The organism is Trinickia mobilis, assembly GCF_017315705.1.
Lineage (GTDB): Bacteria > Pseudomonadota > Gammaproteobacteria > Burkholderiales > Burkholderiaceae > Trinickia_A > Trinickia_A mobilis.
Window position 1 is genome coordinate 120,970 of sequence record NZ_JAFLRF010000002.1, and the last position, 16,321, is coordinate 137,290.

A 16,321-nucleotide genomic window follows, 5' to 3' on the forward strand; every position below is an offset into this window, starting at 1 on the left:
ATGGCCGCGATTTCGTTGTTAGATAATCCGGCCTAGATCGTACGGGCTGTGCAAAAAGGTGAACAATGCTATGGAAATGAATGATCTTGCCGCGTTCGTTTCAGTCGCGCGTGCCGGGGGGTTTCGTGACGCAGCCCGAATCAGCGGCGTTTCCGCGTCGAGCCTCAGCACCGCCGTGCGGCGCCTCGAAGCGAAGCTCGGTTTGCGGCTGCTCAACCGGACCACGCGCAGCGTCGCCCCCACCGAAGCGGGGCTGCGCCTCATTGAAAAGCTGACGCCGCTGTTCAGCGAAATGGAAGCGGCGCTCGACGTCCTGAACGTGTTCAGGGACAAGCCCACCGGCACGCTCAAGCTCAACGTGCCCGCGAACGCCGCGCGCACCATCTTGCCGTCCATCCTCGCGGAGTTTCTGAAGACGTATCCCGACATTCGCGTCGAAGTCGTGGTGGAAGACGGTTTCGTCGACGTGCTTTCGATCGGCTGCGACGCGGGCATTCGCTACGAGGAGCGGCTGGAGCAGGACATGATCGCCATCCCGATCGGGCCGCGCGTGCAGCGTTTCGCTGCCGCGGCGGCGCCGCGCTATCTCGATGCGCACGGCAGGCCCGAGCATCCGCGCGAGCTGCTTTCTCATGCGTGCTTGCGCGTCCAATTCGCCGGAGGCGCCATGCCTGCCTGGGATTTCGAGCGCAACGGGGAGGTGGTGCGGCTCGACCCGCCGGGGCCGCTTCTGGTCAGGCCCGGCGCGGCACTCGATCTCGTGATCGGCGCTGCGCTGGCCGGCGTAGGCGTCATTTGGCTGTTCGAGGACATGCTCCGCCCGCATCTGGACAGCGGGGCGCTGGAGCCGATCCTCGAGCCGTGGTGGCAGTGCTTTTCGGGGCCGTTTCTTTACTACCCCGGGCACCGCCACTTGCCGGCGCCGTTGCGGGCGTTCGTCGATTTTTTGAAGCTCGAGGCCCCGTCATCTTGATCATGGAAGCCGTCGTGGAAATCACACAAACAGCTTTCATAGCCCTGCCTTAGCGCCCCGCTAAGGCTTATCTAAGCCAGTGCCTGCATAATAGGCACCCGTCCCAATGCGTGTCCCGCGGCCCCTGCGCATGCACGCCGTTGCCTGCCAGGAGCCCGAATTTGCGCGCATTTCCCACCGCCTGCCGCACGACGCTGCGCGTCCTCGCGCCTGCGTGCGTGCTGCTGTTAGCAAGCTGTACGTGGTATCACCGCGAGCCATTGTCCTTCAACGATACGTCGACGTCGGCGCGCTCCCTCGAGCGCATCCGGATCGATCCGTCGACGATGCCGCTGCCCGAACTCGCCGCCCATCGTTTCGATCCGTCCAACGGGCTCGATATCGAAGACGTCGCGATGCTCGCGGTCGCGAACAATCCCGATCTGAAACTCGCGCGCGACGATCTCGGCATCGCCCGCGCGCAGGCGTTTTCCGCGGGCCTGCTGCCCGATCCGCAACTGAGCGTTTCGAGCGACTATCCCGGCGCCGTGGGCTTCGAGCGCGCGTTCAGCTACGGGTTGAGCATGGACGTGCTGGCGATCGTCACGCGCGGCGCGAACAAGAAGTCGGCTGACGCGACCGTCGCCAAGACCGATCTCGGCCTGCTGTGGCAGGAATGGCAGGTCGTCGCGCAGGCGAAGCAACTGTTTCTGAAGGCGCGCTTTCAGGACGAAACGCTGCCGCTGCTGCAACAGCAGCGCGACCTCACGCGCACGCGTTACGAGCGCATGGCCGAAGCGCAGCGCGAAGGCAATTTGACCGAAGACACGTTGACCGCCGCGCTCACGTCCTACAGCGACGCGCGCAAGCAATACACGGACGCGCAACGCGCAGCGGAACAGACGCATCACGATCTCAACGCACTGCTCGGCCTTGCGCCCGAGGTGCAGCTACAGCTAAAAGGCGGCGGCGACGCGGCCCCGCTAGCCGATGCGACCATCGACGACGCCGTCGCCGCTCTGCCGAAACGGCGTCCCGATCTGATCGCGCTGCAAGCGGGCTACGAAGCGCAGGAGCAGAAATATCGCGCGGCGATCCTGAGCCAGTTTCCGAGCCTGTCGGTCGGCTTCGTCCGCTCACGCGACACGTCGGAAATCTATTCGAGCGGCTTCCAGATCAACCTGAGCCTGCCGATCTTCAACCGCAATCAGGGCAACGTCGCGATCGAAAAGGCCACGCGGGCGCGGCTGCGCGACGAATATCAGAACCGCCTGAACCAGGCTTATGCCGATGTCGCGCACCTGCGCGCGGACACCGCGATCCTCGCGCGTCAGCTCGAACAAGCCGAGGCCGCGATGCCCGGCGTCGAAAGCGGCGCGCAGCATGCCGGGCAAGCCTACGCCCGGCACGACCTCACGCTCGGCGCGTATACCGATGCGCAAAGCGCGCTGCTGGTGAAGCGCGTCGATGTCGCGACGCTGCGCGAATCGCTCGCCGAGCAGCGCGTCGGTCTGCAGGCGCTGCTCGGCAGCGCGATTCCCGACGCCTTCTCATCCGATCAGACCTACACCGACAACCATGCGAAATAGCCGCTACCTCATGCAATCGCGGCGCGCGGCAGCAAGCTTCATCGCTGCCGCCGCGACCGCCGCGCTCGCCGCCTCGGCAGGCGTCAGCCTCAGCGCCCACGCCGACGATGCGCCCGATGACGCCGTCGCCACCGTCCAGACCGTGCGCGTGGCGCGCAGCGCGATTGCGCAACCGGTGCGCGCGTACGGCGTCGTCGCCGCTTCCGCATCGAGCGTGACGACCGTGAATCTGCCCTACGTCGCGCGCATCGCGCAGTTGCGCGTGCAGCCGGGGCAGGCCGTCACGCGCGGCACGCCGCTCGCCGTCGTCGAGGCCGATCCGTCCGCCGTGCTGGCCGCCGCACAAGCCAAGAGCGCGCTGACGCTCGCGCAAGGCGAACTCGGCCGCACGCAATCGCTGTACGACAAGGGCCTCGCCACGCAATCGCAGCTCGCCGCCGCGCAGAAGGCGCTGCTCGACGCCCGGCAGGCACTGCGCGCACAGGACCTGATGGGGATCAGCGCGGGCGACAAGACGATCGTCGCGCCGTTCGACTCGGTCGTGCTGCAAGTGTCGGTCGCGCCCGGCGATCAGGTGCAAGCGGGCGCTCCGCTCATGCAGTTGAGCGCCGCGGCAAGCGGCAAGGACGCGCGCGCGAACGTGATGCTCGGCATCGAGCCGTCCGACGCGGCCGCCGTGCATGTCGGCGACACCGTCACGCTGCACGGCCTCTCCACCGCGCTCGCGAAGTCCGCGGTGACGGGCCGCGTGGTCATCGTCGGCGCTTCGGTCGATACGCAAAGCCAGCTCGTCGACGTCGGCGCCAGCGTGCCGGTCGACCAGACCGCGTTCATCCCGGGCACGCGCGTGGCCGCCGATATCGCGACGCTCACCGGCACGCACTGGGTCGTGCCGCGCTCGGCGGTCTTGCAGGACGACAAAGGCGAGTACGTCTACCAGATCACGCCGAATCACAAAGCGCGCCGCGTCTCCGTCTCGACGAAAGTCGAGGACGGCGGCCGCTACGGCGTCGACGGCACGCTCGACGCATCGCAGCCGCTCGTCGTCAGCGGCAACTATGAATTGAAGGACGGCATGGCCGTGCAGCTCGCGCAGGGCGTTGCAGCCGGGGGCGCTGCACGATGAATTTCGGCCAATGGATGCAGATGCACCGGCGGTCTTTGCTGTTCGTGATCGCGCTCGCCGCGATGGCCGGCGCGCTGACCGCCTTCCGTCTGCCGATCTCGCTGTTTCCGAACGTCGCGTTTCCGCGCGCGGTCGTCTCGCTCGATGCCGGCGACCGCCCCGCCGAACAAATGGCGACGCTCGTCACGATGCCCGTCGAAGAGGCGCTGCGCCGCGTGCCGAACGTGCTCGACGTGCAATCGACCACGAGCCGCGGCTCCGCCCAGATCTCGCTCAACTTCGCCTGGGGCACCGACATGGCGCAGGCCACGCTGCAGGCGCAATCGGCGATCAGCGAGATACTCGCGTCGCTGCCGCAAGGCACGACCATGCAGGTGCGCCGCATGGACCCGACCGTGTTCCCGGTGCTCGCCTACAGCCTCACGTCGAAAGCGCAGTCGCTCTCCGCGCTGCACGATCTCGCGCAGTTTCAGATCCGGCCGCTGCTGTCGTCGGTGGGGGGCGTGGCGCGCGTCGACGTGATGGGCGGCGCGCAGGACGAGTTCGAAGTCGAGACCGATCCCGAGCGCCTCGCCGCGTACAAGCTCACGCCCGCCGATGTGTCGAAGGCCATCGGCGCGAGCAACGTGCTGTTGGCGACGGGACGCATCGAGGATCACTACAAGCTCTACCTCGTCATCGCGAACACCACGATTACGCAGCTCGACGAGTTGAAGAACGTCGTCGTCTCCACGAACGGCACGACGCAGATCCGCCTCGGCGACGTCGCGACGGTCCGCCAGGGCGCGATTCCGCAATGGATGCGCGTGACCGCCGACGGTCAGGACGCGGTGCTCGTCAACATCTATCAGCAGCCGGGCGCGAACAGCGTCGCGATGGCCAAGGCGATCCGCGCCAAGCTCACCGGCTTCCAGAAGCAGATGCCGCCCGGCGTGCATCTCGCGAACTGGTACGACCAGAGCGAGCTGGTGGTCGCGTCGGCGAGCAGCGTGCGCGACGCGATCATGATCGGCGTCGTGCTCGCCGCGTTCACGCTGTTCGCGTTCCTGCGCAACTGGAAGATCACCGCGATCGCGGTGGCGCTCGTGCCGGTCGTGATGGCCGCGACCATCCTGCTGCTCGACGTGTTCGGCATGGGCTTCAACATCATGACGCTCGGCGGCATGGCCGCCGCAGTCGGCCTCGTGATCGACGACGCGATCGTGATGATCGAGCACATCGTGAGGCGCATGCGCGAAGCGGGCGCGCACGCGTTCCACGGCCGCGTGATGAGCGCGGCGCTCGAATTCACGCGTCCGCTCGCGGGCTCGTCGGCGGCGACGCTGATCATCTTCGTGCCGCTCGCGTTTCTGTCGGGCGTGACGGGTGCGTTCTTCAAGGCGCTTTCGGTGACGATGGCAAGCGCCCTCTTCATCTCGTTCCTCGTCACGTGGCTCGCGGTGCCGATCCTGTGCGACCACTGGCTGAAGGCGAAGGACGCCGAGGAGCACACCGAATCGCGCTTCGCGCTGTGGATGAACCGGCGCTACGCGTACCTGATCGAGCATGTGACGGCGAAGCCGGCGCTCGTGCTGATCGGGCTCGTGCCGCTCGTCATCGTCGCGGCGCTCGCGTTCACGCGGGTCGGCAGCGGCTTCATGCCGACGATGGACGAAGGCGGCTTCGTGCTCGACTACCACACCGAACCCGGCACCTCGATCACCGAGACCGACCGCCTGATGCAGCAGATCGAAGCGATCATCCGCGCAAATCCGAACGTCGCCACCTATTCGCGCCGCACGGGCGCGGGACTCGGCGGCGACCTCAACGAGCCCAACCGGGGCGACTTTTTCGTGCGGCTGAAATCGGGCAAGCGCGAACCGATCGAGACCGTGATGGAGGAAATCCGCACGAAGATCGAGACGCAGGTGCCGGGCGTCAACGTCGAACTCGCGCAGTTGATGGAAGACCTGATTGGCGATTTGACCGCCGTGCCGCAGCCGGTGCAGATCAAGATCTATTCCGACGATCAGGGCACGCTCGACACGACCGCGCAAAAGGTTGCGGCGCGCATCGGCAAGATCCCGGGCATCGTCGACGTGGACAACGGCATCAACCCCGCAGGCGACGCGCTCGAACTGCACATCCGCCCCGACGCCGCCGCGGCGGAAGGCATGGACCCGCAGTCGATCGCGCAAGCCGTGTCGGACATGGTCGAAGGCAACGTCGCGACGCAGTTCCAGACGGGGCCGAAGACGGTCGGCGTGCGCGTGCGCGTCGCGAATGCGATGAAGCTCACCGATACGCAACTGGGGCAGTTGCAGATCCGCGCGCCGGACGGCCACCTGTTCGCGCTGCGCCGCGTCGCGGATCTCGTGAAGGTGACCGGCCAGCCGGAGATCAGCCGCGACAACCTCAAGCGGATGGTCGCGGTGACGGCGCGCATCGACGGCCGCGATCTCGGCTCGACGATCGCCGATGTCCAGAAAGCGCTCGGCGAACCTGGCCTCCTGCCCGCGAGCGTCTACTACGAACTCGGCGGCCTCTATCAGCAGCAGCAGATCGCGTTCAAGGGCCTCTTGACGGTGTTCGGCGCGGCGGTCGCGCTCGTGTTCGGCCTGCTGCTGTTCTTGTACGAGCGCTTCCGCGTCGCGCTCGCGGTGATGGCGATGCCGCTGCTCGCGGCGGGTGCGGTCTTCGTCGGCCTCTGGCTGACGGGCATCGAGCTGAACATCTCCGCGATGATGGGCATGACGATGATCATCGGGATCGTGACCGAGGTCGCGATCTTCTACGTGTCGGAGCTGCAGGGGCTCGTGCGCGACGAAGGCGTGCCGTTCAGGCAGGCGGTGATCGACGCGGGCCGCAACCGCCTGCGCCCGATCGCGATGACGACGATCGCCGCGATTCTCGCGTTGCTGCCGCTCGCGTTCGCGCTGGGACAAGGTTCCGCGATGCAGCAGCCGCTCGCGGTGGCGATCATTTCCGGCCTGATCGTGCAGTTGCCGCTCGTGCTGCTGCTGTTGCCGGTGCTGCTGCTACTGCTGATGAAAAAGGTCGACTGACGGCGCCGGCGCAATGGAAGACGCCGTGCGGGCGCGCAAGTATTCGACGAGCGCGCTTGCCGGCATCGGCGCACCGAACAGCCAGCCTTGGCCGTACCGAACGTCGCGCTGCTCGAGATAGTCGGCCTGCGACGTGTGCTCGACGCCTTCCGCGACGATCTCCAGACCGAGCGCATGCGCCATCGAAATGATATGCGGCGCGACGATGCTGGTGGCCGCGTCCTGAGCGATGGTATCGATGAACGATTTGTCGATCTTGAGCACGTCGACCCTGAAGTTCTGCAGGTAGGACAGGCTCGAATAACCGGTTCCGAAATCGTCGATATAGACGGGGTGTCCTGCGTTTCTGAATGCCTCGATGGTTTTGCGGGTTGCGTCGGCATCCAGGAAACTGCGCTCGGTCGCTTCGATGCGGACCTGATCGGGAAGGATGCCCGTGCCCGTCAAGCTCGACGTCAACACGCGCAGGAAACGATCGGTCTGGAGATCCGCGCCGCCGACGTTGATGGACACATAGAAGGCAGGACGCGAGCGCAAGAGCGCCGCCAATTCGGCAAGCGTTTTCTGCAGGACGAGATCGGTCAGCGGCTGAACCAGGCCTTGTTCCTCGGCGACGGGAACGAAGATGTCGGGGGAGATGTCGCGCCCGTCGACTTGCCACCTGACGAGCGCTTCCGCCCCGACGCATTCCCGGTCCGACAGCCTGACAATGGGCTGGTAGTGCACGTCGACTTCCCGGCGCTTGATGGCCCGTTCGAGCAACGCCGGAAACGACAATTGGCGCGACAGCAGCCGGAACGCCAGCCACCCGACCAGCGCGCCCGCCAGAACGCCCACCGACAGCCACGCCGCCAGCAGGCCGGCCCAGCCGGCCAGCAAGCCGACGCGCGGCGACTTGACCACTACGCCCATCGGTCGCGTCGACGAACGCGCCACCGCGTACAGCCAATCACGGCTCGCCACTTTGCCCTGGCGCTTCCAGGCATCGAGCATCTCGGCGCTGTCCGCGCCGGGCGACAGCGCAAAGATCGCGTTCGTCTCGGCATTGACCGCGGCGACCGGCCGCCGGCCCTGATCGACGACATCGACGTAAGACCGCGGATCGATCGACACGTACTCGCCGTTGCGTCCGATCATGACATCCTCGCGCACCACGTCGAGCGGGCTTTTTTGATGGAACCACTCCAGGTAGCCGTCCTTGCTCTGCCAATCGGGCGGCGGCAGCCTCAGGTGCTTGAGCCTGACGTCGCCGAGCAGCGGCGAACACCGGTATTCGCCGTCGCCAAAGACGCCGGAGTCCTGAACGTAGCGGTAGGTGAAGCTGATGCGGGCCAACTGCTGGAGAAAGGCCGGCGTGCATCGCTGCCCGGACAGCGCCGCCATGTCGCCGATCGCGGACAACGCCTGGCTCGTGACGAGTTCCGAGCGGATCACGGCTTTCTCGGCGTACTCCTGGAGATCGCGTTGCTCCCTGCGCGCCGCTTCGCGATTCGCGACATAGAGGCTGGTGAGAACGGGCGCGAGCGTCGCCACGCACGCGACGGCAACGAAAGCGGAGATCAGCGAGAGACGGCGCATGGAGTTGGCCCCTGTGAGACCCGGATACGTGCCTGCCGCGACGCGCGCCCTTCAGCGGGTCGCGGCTCGAGCCGCACTCGTATGATCATATATCCCGGTGACGTTTTTGGGGTCTGAGGCTGGAAAACGAACCGCAAACCCGACCTGCTACTCAACGACGCCGAGGAATTTCGTCGGCTGCCGCAACCAGTGTCCACGTACTGACGGGAATTGCTGCTCGATGATCCGGTTGCCGCCTATCTCGCGATCGGCTGCCTGTTGTCGGTGCTCGTTGCGGCGGGGATGAAAAAGAGCTGAGTCGACGGCGGACCTGCGCTTGCCCGCGCGTGCAGGAAGAATCCGGCCTCGGCGTCGAAGCGAGCGGCATGCGTAAGGTTCGCATTGAGCTCGCGTTGAGTCTCGCTGGCCGGCCGTTGCGGCGTCGCCGCCGCTAACGTGGGTCGATGCCCTTTCCCGTGGCGTGCGGGATCAAGCGTCGAGCGCCCGTAAAGCCGCCGGCTCGATCGTCGTGACCGCAACGGTCCGGACGGCGCAATAGGCAGGGGCGTCGGCGACTGCGCAATAGGCTGGCTTGGTCGATGCGGCTACTGCGCAATAGGCGGGTTTGCTCGATGCGGACACCGCGCAATACGCCGCCTCGCCCGAAGCCGAAACCGAAGCCGAAACCGCACAGTACGCGGCCTTCCCCGCCGCCGAAACGGCGCAGTACGCCGCCGGCTCCACCACCGGCTTCGCGCAATACGCGCCCGCATCCGCCGCGTCCGCGCAAAACTCCGACGCCATCAGCTTGTTGGTCTCCTCCGCCAGGCTCATGAGCCGCGCTTCGTCCTGCGGCCCGTCGATGCCCACATACGGATCGTGATGCAGCAAGCCGCCGAAAATACGCCCGCAATCGGCCGCATAGCGCTGCGTGTCGAGAATGTGCGCGTGCCAGAAGTCGTCGACAGCCTCGCTCGGCACGACGGGCATCCGCGGATATTTCGCCGCGAGTTTCAAGAAGCGCCGATACCCCTCCTCCGCGTGCGCGAGCGTCGCGGCCGTCCACGTGCAACGCTCGCCGTGCAGCATCTTCTGCTTCATGCGGTCGAAGTCCAGTTCGTCGATGGCCTGCCACATCGCTGTAACGTTTCGCCCCCGTTGTTTCATGGTGTTTTCTCCTTCCTTTCAGGTGTGATACGCGCGTTCCAGGCTTTCGTCCTGGACGCGCAACGTAGCCGGTCTGCGCCGTTCGGCGGGACCGGCATCCTGCCGGCGATCGACAAAGCTGCCCACCTCGCCGGCGGGAATCGGTCGGCTGAAGAAGTACCCCTGGACTTCGTCGCAGCCCTCGTTGCGCAGAAAATCCACCTGCGCCTGCGTTTCGGCCCCCTCCGCGATCACCCTGAGCCCGAGGCTGTGCCCGAGCGCGATCACGGCGCTCGTGATCTGCGCGTCGCCGCGGCTGTCCGGGATGTCGCGAATGAACGAGCGATCGATCTTCACGACGTCGATCGGGAAACGCGTCAAATAAGCGAGCGACGAATATCCGGTGCCGAAGTCGTCGATCGACAGCCGCACGCCGGTTCTCTTCAAGCTCGAGAGCCACCGGGACGCCTGTTCGGGCTGGCGCATGACCATGCTCTCGGTCAGCTCGAGTTCGAGCGAATCGCCGGGCAAATGCGCTTCGTCGAGCGCTTCGAGAATGTGATCGAGGAGATCCGGCGTCGCGAATTGCGCCGCCGATAGATTGACCGCCACGCGTATCTGGCCGATGCCGGCCGCGCGCCATTCGGCGCTTTGCCGGCATGCCTCGCGCAGCACCCACGCGCCGAGCGGCACGATCACACCGGTCTCCTCGGCGAGCGGAATGAAATCCGCAGGCATCACGAGACCGAGCGCGGGGCTCTGCCAGCGCAACAGCGCTTCGACGCCCGTGCAGCGGTTCGTCGCGAGGCAAACGCGCGGCTGGTAGCGCAGCGTGAACTCACGATTCTCGACGGCCTGCCGCAGATGCGCCTCCATCTCGACGCGCCGCTGCAGCGACATGCTCATCTGGCGCATATAGAGCTGATAGGTGTTCTTGCCGCGCTGCTTCGCGCCATACATCGCAATATCGGCGTGCTTGAGGAGCGTTTGCGCGTCGTCGCCGTCGTCGGGGAACGAGCTGATGCCGATGCTCGCGCTCACTTGAAGCTGCATGTCGCTGACGACGACCGGCCTCGCGAGCGCGGCCTGGATCTCATCGACGGTGCGGGTGACGTTGGCGTGATCGCTGTGCTGCTTCACGAGCACCGTGAATTCGTCGCCGCCCAAGCGCGCAATCATTTCGGCATCCTTGACTTCGTCGCGCAGACGATCGGCGACCGCACGCAGCAGCGCATCGCCGACGTTGTGCCCGAGCGAATCGTTGATGTCCTTGAAGCGGTCGAGATCGATGAACAGCACGCGCAGCGTCGTGCCGTCTTCGCGTGCGTGCGAGAGCGCGTCGTCGAGGCGCTCCTTGAACATCAGCCGGTTGGGCAAGCCGGTCAGCGCGTCGTGATTCGCGAGGAAGTGCAGATTGTCTTCGGCCTGCCTGCGCTGCAGGAAGTGGCTCAGCTGGCTCGCGATCGAGCGCGCCATCGCGAGCGCATTCGGCTCGGCGTGGCCCCGCTCGCGCGAATAGAATTCCGCGACCCCCAGCACCACCGAGCCCGTGCGAAGCGGGAACGCGAACACGGTCAGGATGCCCGCTTCGGCCAGCCATCGCGCGTGCGCGAGCTGCGTCACCTGGTGTCCCGCGTACCACGACGGCACGCCAGGCAGGTCGTCGCTGTCGGGCGCGATCGGCGAGCGCGACGCGAGCCACGGTTCGAGATCGCGGCATGACGCGACATACGTCGGCCGCAACGACTGCTTGAGACCCGCTCGCGACGGCCAGAACGCGCCGGCTTCCCAGCCCATGCCCTGCGCGAGCGAAGCGGTCACCTGCTGGAAGACTTCGATTTCGTTCGTTGCCGTCGCGAGCTGCAGCGTGATCGCGTGCTCGAGTTCGCGCACCCGTTCCGCCGATTTCTGCTTCGTGATTTCGAGCGCGGTGCCGCGCAGCACGCGCTGATCGGCCGAGCCGTACGCGTAGCCGATCATGCGCAGCCATCCGCGCCGCCCGCGCTTCGAGCGGTAGCGGCACTCGAATTCGAAGGCGGCGCGGCTTAGCAACGTGTGCTTCACATGCTCGATCAGCGCGGGCCGGTCCGCCGGCTCGATGGCCCGCATCAGCGCGGTCAAGGTCGGCTTGCCGCTGCGCCGGCCGATGAGCCGCGCCATCTCGTTCGAAAGATGAACGACGCGGCGATCGAGGTCGACGCGCCAGTCGCCCAGATGCGCGATGCGCTGCGCTTCGGCGCGCGCCATTTCGCTTTCGCGCAGCGTGTGCGTGATCTGGTTCGCGAGCTTCACCGCGCGCACGCGCGAGGTCGACAGCGCATACGCGAGTCCCGAGAGCAGCATCGTGATGATCGCGCCCACGGCGAACGCGAGCGCGGGCAAGAAGCGCTGCGGACCGCTCAAGGCCATCGGGTCCGCGTCGAACACGATCAGCCAGCGGCGCCCGCCGAACGATTGCACGGCGCGCCGCTCCAGGCGCGGGTTGTCGCGATCGATCGCCGACACCGCATCGGCCGATTTGGCGCGGGCGGGCAACAACCGCGCGCCGGCGCTCGCGCCGGTGGCCGTCCGTTGAGCGCTCGTCGCGGACGAAACGCCCGCGATGCTGTCGTACAGCAGCGTCGAGGGCGTCGGCGGCACCGCGGGCACGCGGAACGAGCCAGCGTCGTAGATGCGGAATTGGATCAGGCGCTGCGTTTCTTCGCCGAGCAAGCCGGCCAGCAGGTCGCTCACGCGAATCCCCGCGCCGACCGAGCCGATATACGCGCGGCGCCGCTCGTCCACCGTCGCGAGCGGCAGGCCGCGGCGATACACCGGCATGCGCACCGCAAGCCCCACTTGCTGACCGCCGCCGTCGACGAAGATCAGGCGCCCGCTGCTGATCGCTTCATTGTTGTCGCGCGAGCGCTCGAGCGCCGTGAGCCGGCGCGCGTCCGAACCCATGTCGATGCCGAGCGACACGCGATTCTGCGCAAGCGGCTCGACATAGCTCAACACGTAGTATCCGGCACGTGCGCCCGGCGGGCGAATCGAGAAATCGATTCCAGCCTTCTGCAGAACCGGGTCGCGCTTCTGGCGCGCGACGAACGCCGCAACGTCCTCGCTGCGCACATAGGGCGCGTAATTCAAGGTCTGGAAACCCGGGTAACGGCCCGGCAAATCGAGGCCGTCGACAAAATCGCGAAACTCGCCGCGCGCCACTTCGTCTTTCGCGCCGAACAGCGCCTGCATCGTCACGAGCACATCGGAATAGAGCCGCACGCGCATGGCGATCTTTTGCTCGACGTCGCCCGTATCGTTGTCGAAGCGCAGCCTCGATTCGCGATAGACCAATTCGGAGCTGACGAGATACATCGTCACCGTTGCGCCCATGCCCAGCATCAGCACACCGAATGCAAGACCGGTGGAGCACCGGTTTCGTATCAGCCGGCGCATGAGTCCGAGTGTTTTGCGCATACCTCCCCCGAGCCGTGTCGGATGAACCTCGCGCTCATGCTGGTGCGCGCCGTCAATGCATGCCCCGATTCAGCGCGTCTTAGACGCACCAAAAACGCAAATGCCGAACTTGTATCGCTTAAAAAAAAACGAATTGCACGAATTGCACGGTTTAACCGTTCGGCTTCAGCGGTTTAAAGTAAAACTATTTCGCCGAAGCGAACCGAAAATATGCAACGCGGCCTCTCGCTGTTCCGGATTTCAGGGAGGCAAAACGTCAATCGGTTTGTTTTCTTTAGTATGGTATCGGCGATCGGCCCGATTCAATCAGGCGAATTCCCTAACAAAAACCCCGCAAGTCGGTGAATTGGCGTCCGCCTCGAAACCGCCGCACCATTAATAAAACGAGCGTACTTTTAAATCGCGCGAAAAAGGCCATTCCTATGCTCGGTTTCGTGTAAACAGTTAATTCCAAGGCGATTGCTTTCGGTCATGCAAAAGGGCTAGAACAGATGACGCAACCCGAGCGAAACAACCGTCTGCGTGTTCGTGCTCGACGCCGGCAACAGGAATAACTCGGCTTGCGTTCCGCTGCTCGCGTGTAAATACACCGCATTCAAATAGATATCGGTGCGCTTCGAAAACGAGTAATCCGTACCGATCGCCACTTGATTCCAATGGTTTTCCCCGAGCTTGGAATACGCATAGCTGGCTGCCAGCGACCACGCGTAGGTCACGTAATATTTCGCGCCGCCTTCCGCCGTGCGCAACACGTCGGATTCGCCGTTTTGCTGAAAATCGACCAGCGTGAACAACCCGTGGAAATAAGCCGGGCCGAGCTGATATCCGGCGCCGAATCCCGCCACGGTGACTTTGCCGAAGCTCGCCGGCTTGGCCAGCAAGCCGAGCTGACCCGTGCCTCGCAGCGATTCGCCGAGCACCGAGGTGCCCATGCCGAACGTCTGCACGTAGTTATGCATCGCCACGTATGCCGCCGCGAGATGCAATTGGCCGAGCGCGTACTGGAGGCCGAACGCGTTCGCGCTGTTGGCCGAGAAGTTTCCGGCCTCCCCGCCGAACGAATACAGCGCGCCGAGGCGCAGGCCATAGAACTCCGGTGTCTGGTACTTGACCGCGTTGTTGAGCCGCTCGCCGCCCAGGCGATCGAGATCGCCCAAATGAAACGCAAAGACCGAAGGCGTGACCGACCCCGCCGAAAACTCCGTCAGGTAGACCGTCATGAAGTCGTATTGACGGCCCATCGTCAGGCTTCCGAAACGATCGCTCTCCAAACCCACGAACGCCTGCCGGCCGAATTCCAATCCCCCTTGAGCCAATTGGCCGTTATTGAGGGTGAAACCGTTTTCAAGCCGGAATATCGCGCGATATCCGCCGCCAAGATCTTCTGTGCCGCGCAAACCCCAGCGATCCGATTGGCCGACGCCGCTGAATTGCGCCCACGCATGGCCGCCGCCTTCGTTGCTCACGTAAGTCAGCGCGTCGTCGACTATGCCGTAAAGCTGCACACTGCTTTGCGCCTGCACCGTATTCGCGAGCGCGAAAAACAACGCGCCAAAGAAGATGCGCTTCATGATTTCCCCCGGTCGACGGTACGCCGTCTGTTTAAGCGACGAATTGCTGAGGCAATGCAACTGGCTTCAGAGAATTTGCTTTTGCACGAGATCGGGGCAGTCCGATAGAGAGATATTCCTAATTCTTTATCGCGGCCATTGCAGCACTGATTGCGCCGCGGCAATACCTGCTAGAGATGACAGGCCGGGTTGTTGCCGATCACGCTTGATCGCGCGATTTCTTCTACATAGCGAATGCAATCGCATAGAGCGTGCCCGGGCCAGCACGTAGTCTCCCTCACTGTCATGGTTGACAGCTTTTACTCGATGGCACGCCTGCTACATTTTTTGTGACCCTCGCCGCCGGCGCGGCAGCATGTGCCGCGCACGCAAGACGGTCGAGACATGCCACCAGGAGACGCCCATGTCCAACGCAACGTCCAACACGGCAGCGGTAGCGGGAGGTGCAGGCCTCGAAGACTTGAACGCGCAGGAGCGCGCCTGGCTCGCCAAAGCGAGCCGCAACGACATCAACGGCTGGGTTCACCTGAAAACGCGCGGCGCGCCGTTCGAGCGCGGTTTCCAGCACGGTTTTCTCGCCGCACGCGAATACGCCGAGGCGCTGCGCGTCTACAAGGCGATGACGCTGCAGACGATCGGCATGGACTACTCGTTCTTCGTCGAAGCCGCCGCCAAATATCACGGCCCGATCATCGAGCGCGTCGCGCCCGATCTGCTCGAGGAAATGCGCGGCATCGCGGCGGGTCTCACCAAGGCGGGCGTGCCGTCGTCGCTCGCCGACATCATCGGCTGGAACGCCTACGAAGAGCTGACCGGCTACTGGTGGCCGACCGTCGCGCAGAACTATGCGTCGGCACCCGTCACGGCGGGCTCGCAGGCAAAGAGCCATTGCAGCGCGTTCATCGCGACGGGGTCGTCCACTACGGACGGCCGCATCGTGCTCGGTCACGAGAGCTTCACCGAGTTCTGGAACGGTCAGTACATGAACACCATCCTCGATATCGAGCCGGACGACGGCCACCGGATGGTGATGCAAAGCTGCCCCGGCTGGATCGCCAGCATGACCGACTTCTGGGTCACGGGGGGCGGCCTCGTCGTCGCCGAGACGACGATCGTCGGCTACAGCGGCTACGACATCCAGAAAGTGCCCGAATACATCCGCGCGCGCCGCGCGTGCCAGCGCGCTTCGACCATCGACGAGTGGATCGCGCTGATGGACGCCGGCAACAACGGCGGCTACGCGAACATGTGGCTCGTCGGCGATATCAACACGAACGAGATCGCGAAATACGAACAAGGCCTCACGTACCAGAATCTCGCGAAGAAAAAACACGGCTGGTTCTACGGCGACAACGCGCCCGACGATCCGCGCATCCGCAACCTCGAATGCACGGATGTCGGCTATAGCGACATCCGCCAGCAAACCGGCGCGCGCCGCATGCGCTGGCCGCAAGTGCTCGAGCAGTACGACGGCAGGATCGACACGAGCGCCGGCCAGGCAATGCTCGCCGATACGTTCGACGTGTACCTCATGCGGATCAACCCGTGCTCGCGCACGATTTGCGCGCACTACGACACCGACCCGATGGAATACGCGAGCGATCCGAACGCGGTCTGGAACGTGCCGTACTTTCCGGGCGGCTCGGTCGACGGCAAGGTCACGACGGCGGCGCTCGCGAGCAAGCTCGGCCTATGCGCACGCTTCGGACGCGCCGACGGCGCACCGTTCGATGCCGATGAATTCCTGCGCATCCATCCGCAATGGAACTGGCAGGAAGGCTATCTGGCGAGCCGCCCGCACCAGCCCTGGACGCTGTTCAACGAATAGACGAGCCGCCCGCCGCGGCGGCGCATGCCGCGGCACCACATCGCCGCGGGTG

Annotated in this window: 9 protein-coding genes; 5 read left to right on the top strand and 4 right to left on the bottom strand. The window is 65.1% G+C overall.

Annotation, left to right across the window (positions count from 1 at the left end; all coding sequences use genetic code 11):
* The first annotated feature begins 70 nt into the window (after positions 1-70).
* The 4 genes from J3489_RS03370 to J3489_RS03385 all read left to right on the top strand — a co-directional run bounded on the left by J3489_RS03370 (position 71) and on the right by J3489_RS03385 (position 6,711).
* Positions 71-973, top strand: coding sequence for a LysR family transcriptional regulator (locus J3489_RS03370; protein WP_206996289.1), 903 nt, complete (start codon positions 71-73; stop codon positions 971-973).
* Positions 974-1,134: 161 nt separating this feature from the next.
* Positions 1,135-2,541: a TolC family protein gene (locus J3489_RS03375; RefSeq protein WP_242539754.1), complete on the top strand. Its 1,407-nt coding sequence runs from the start codon at positions 1,135-1,137 to the stop codon at positions 2,539-2,541.
* Between the two features lie 10 nt (positions 2,542-2,551).
* Entirely contained in the window at positions 2,552-3,667 is a 1,116-nt protein-coding gene (locus J3489_RS03380) for an efflux RND transporter periplasmic adaptor subunit (RefSeq protein ID WP_242539755.1), read from the top strand.
* A complete protein-coding gene (locus J3489_RS03385) occupies positions 3,664-6,711 on the top strand; it encodes an efflux RND transporter permease subunit (protein WP_206996292.1) in 3,048 nt (1,015 codons plus the stop codon). The genes J3489_RS03380 and J3489_RS03385 overlap by 4 nt, the downstream gene beginning before the upstream one ends.
* Here J3489_RS03385 and J3489_RS03390 read toward each other — a convergent pair.
* From J3489_RS03390 to J3489_RS03405, 4 genes are all read right to left on the bottom strand, one after another.
* Positions 6,685-8,289, bottom strand: coding sequence for an EAL domain-containing protein (locus tag J3489_RS03390; RefSeq protein WP_206996293.1), 1,605 nt, complete (start codon positions 8,287-8,289; stop codon positions 6,685-6,687). The two genes, J3489_RS03385 and J3489_RS03390, sit on opposite strands and share 27 nt — an antisense overlap.
* A 468-nt stretch (positions 8,290-8,757) precedes the next feature.
* Entirely contained in the window at positions 8,758-9,435 is a 678-nt protein-coding gene (locus tag J3489_RS03395; protein ID WP_242539756.1) for a glycine-rich domain-containing protein, read from the bottom strand.
* An 18-nt stretch (positions 9,436-9,453) separates the two neighbouring features.
* Complete coding sequence (locus tag J3489_RS03400; protein WP_206996294.1) at positions 9,454-12,870, bottom strand: bifunctional diguanylate cyclase/phosphodiesterase; 3,417 nt, start codon at positions 12,868-12,870, stop codon at positions 9,454-9,456.
* Between the two features lie 482 nt (positions 12,871-13,352).
* A complete protein-coding gene (locus J3489_RS03405; protein ID WP_206996295.1) occupies positions 13,353-14,441 on the bottom strand; it encodes a porin in 1,089 nt (362 codons plus the stop codon).
* A gap of 403 nt (positions 14,442-14,844) precedes the next feature.
* Between J3489_RS03405 and J3489_RS03410 the strand changes: the two genes are divergently transcribed.
* Positions 14,845-16,269 (top strand): C45 family autoproteolytic acyltransferase/hydrolase, encoded by a 1,425-nt coding sequence (locus J3489_RS03410; protein ID WP_206996296.1) that lies wholly within the window; start codon positions 14,845-14,847, stop codon positions 16,267-16,269.
* The last annotated feature ends 52 nt before the right edge of the window (positions 16,270-16,321 follow it).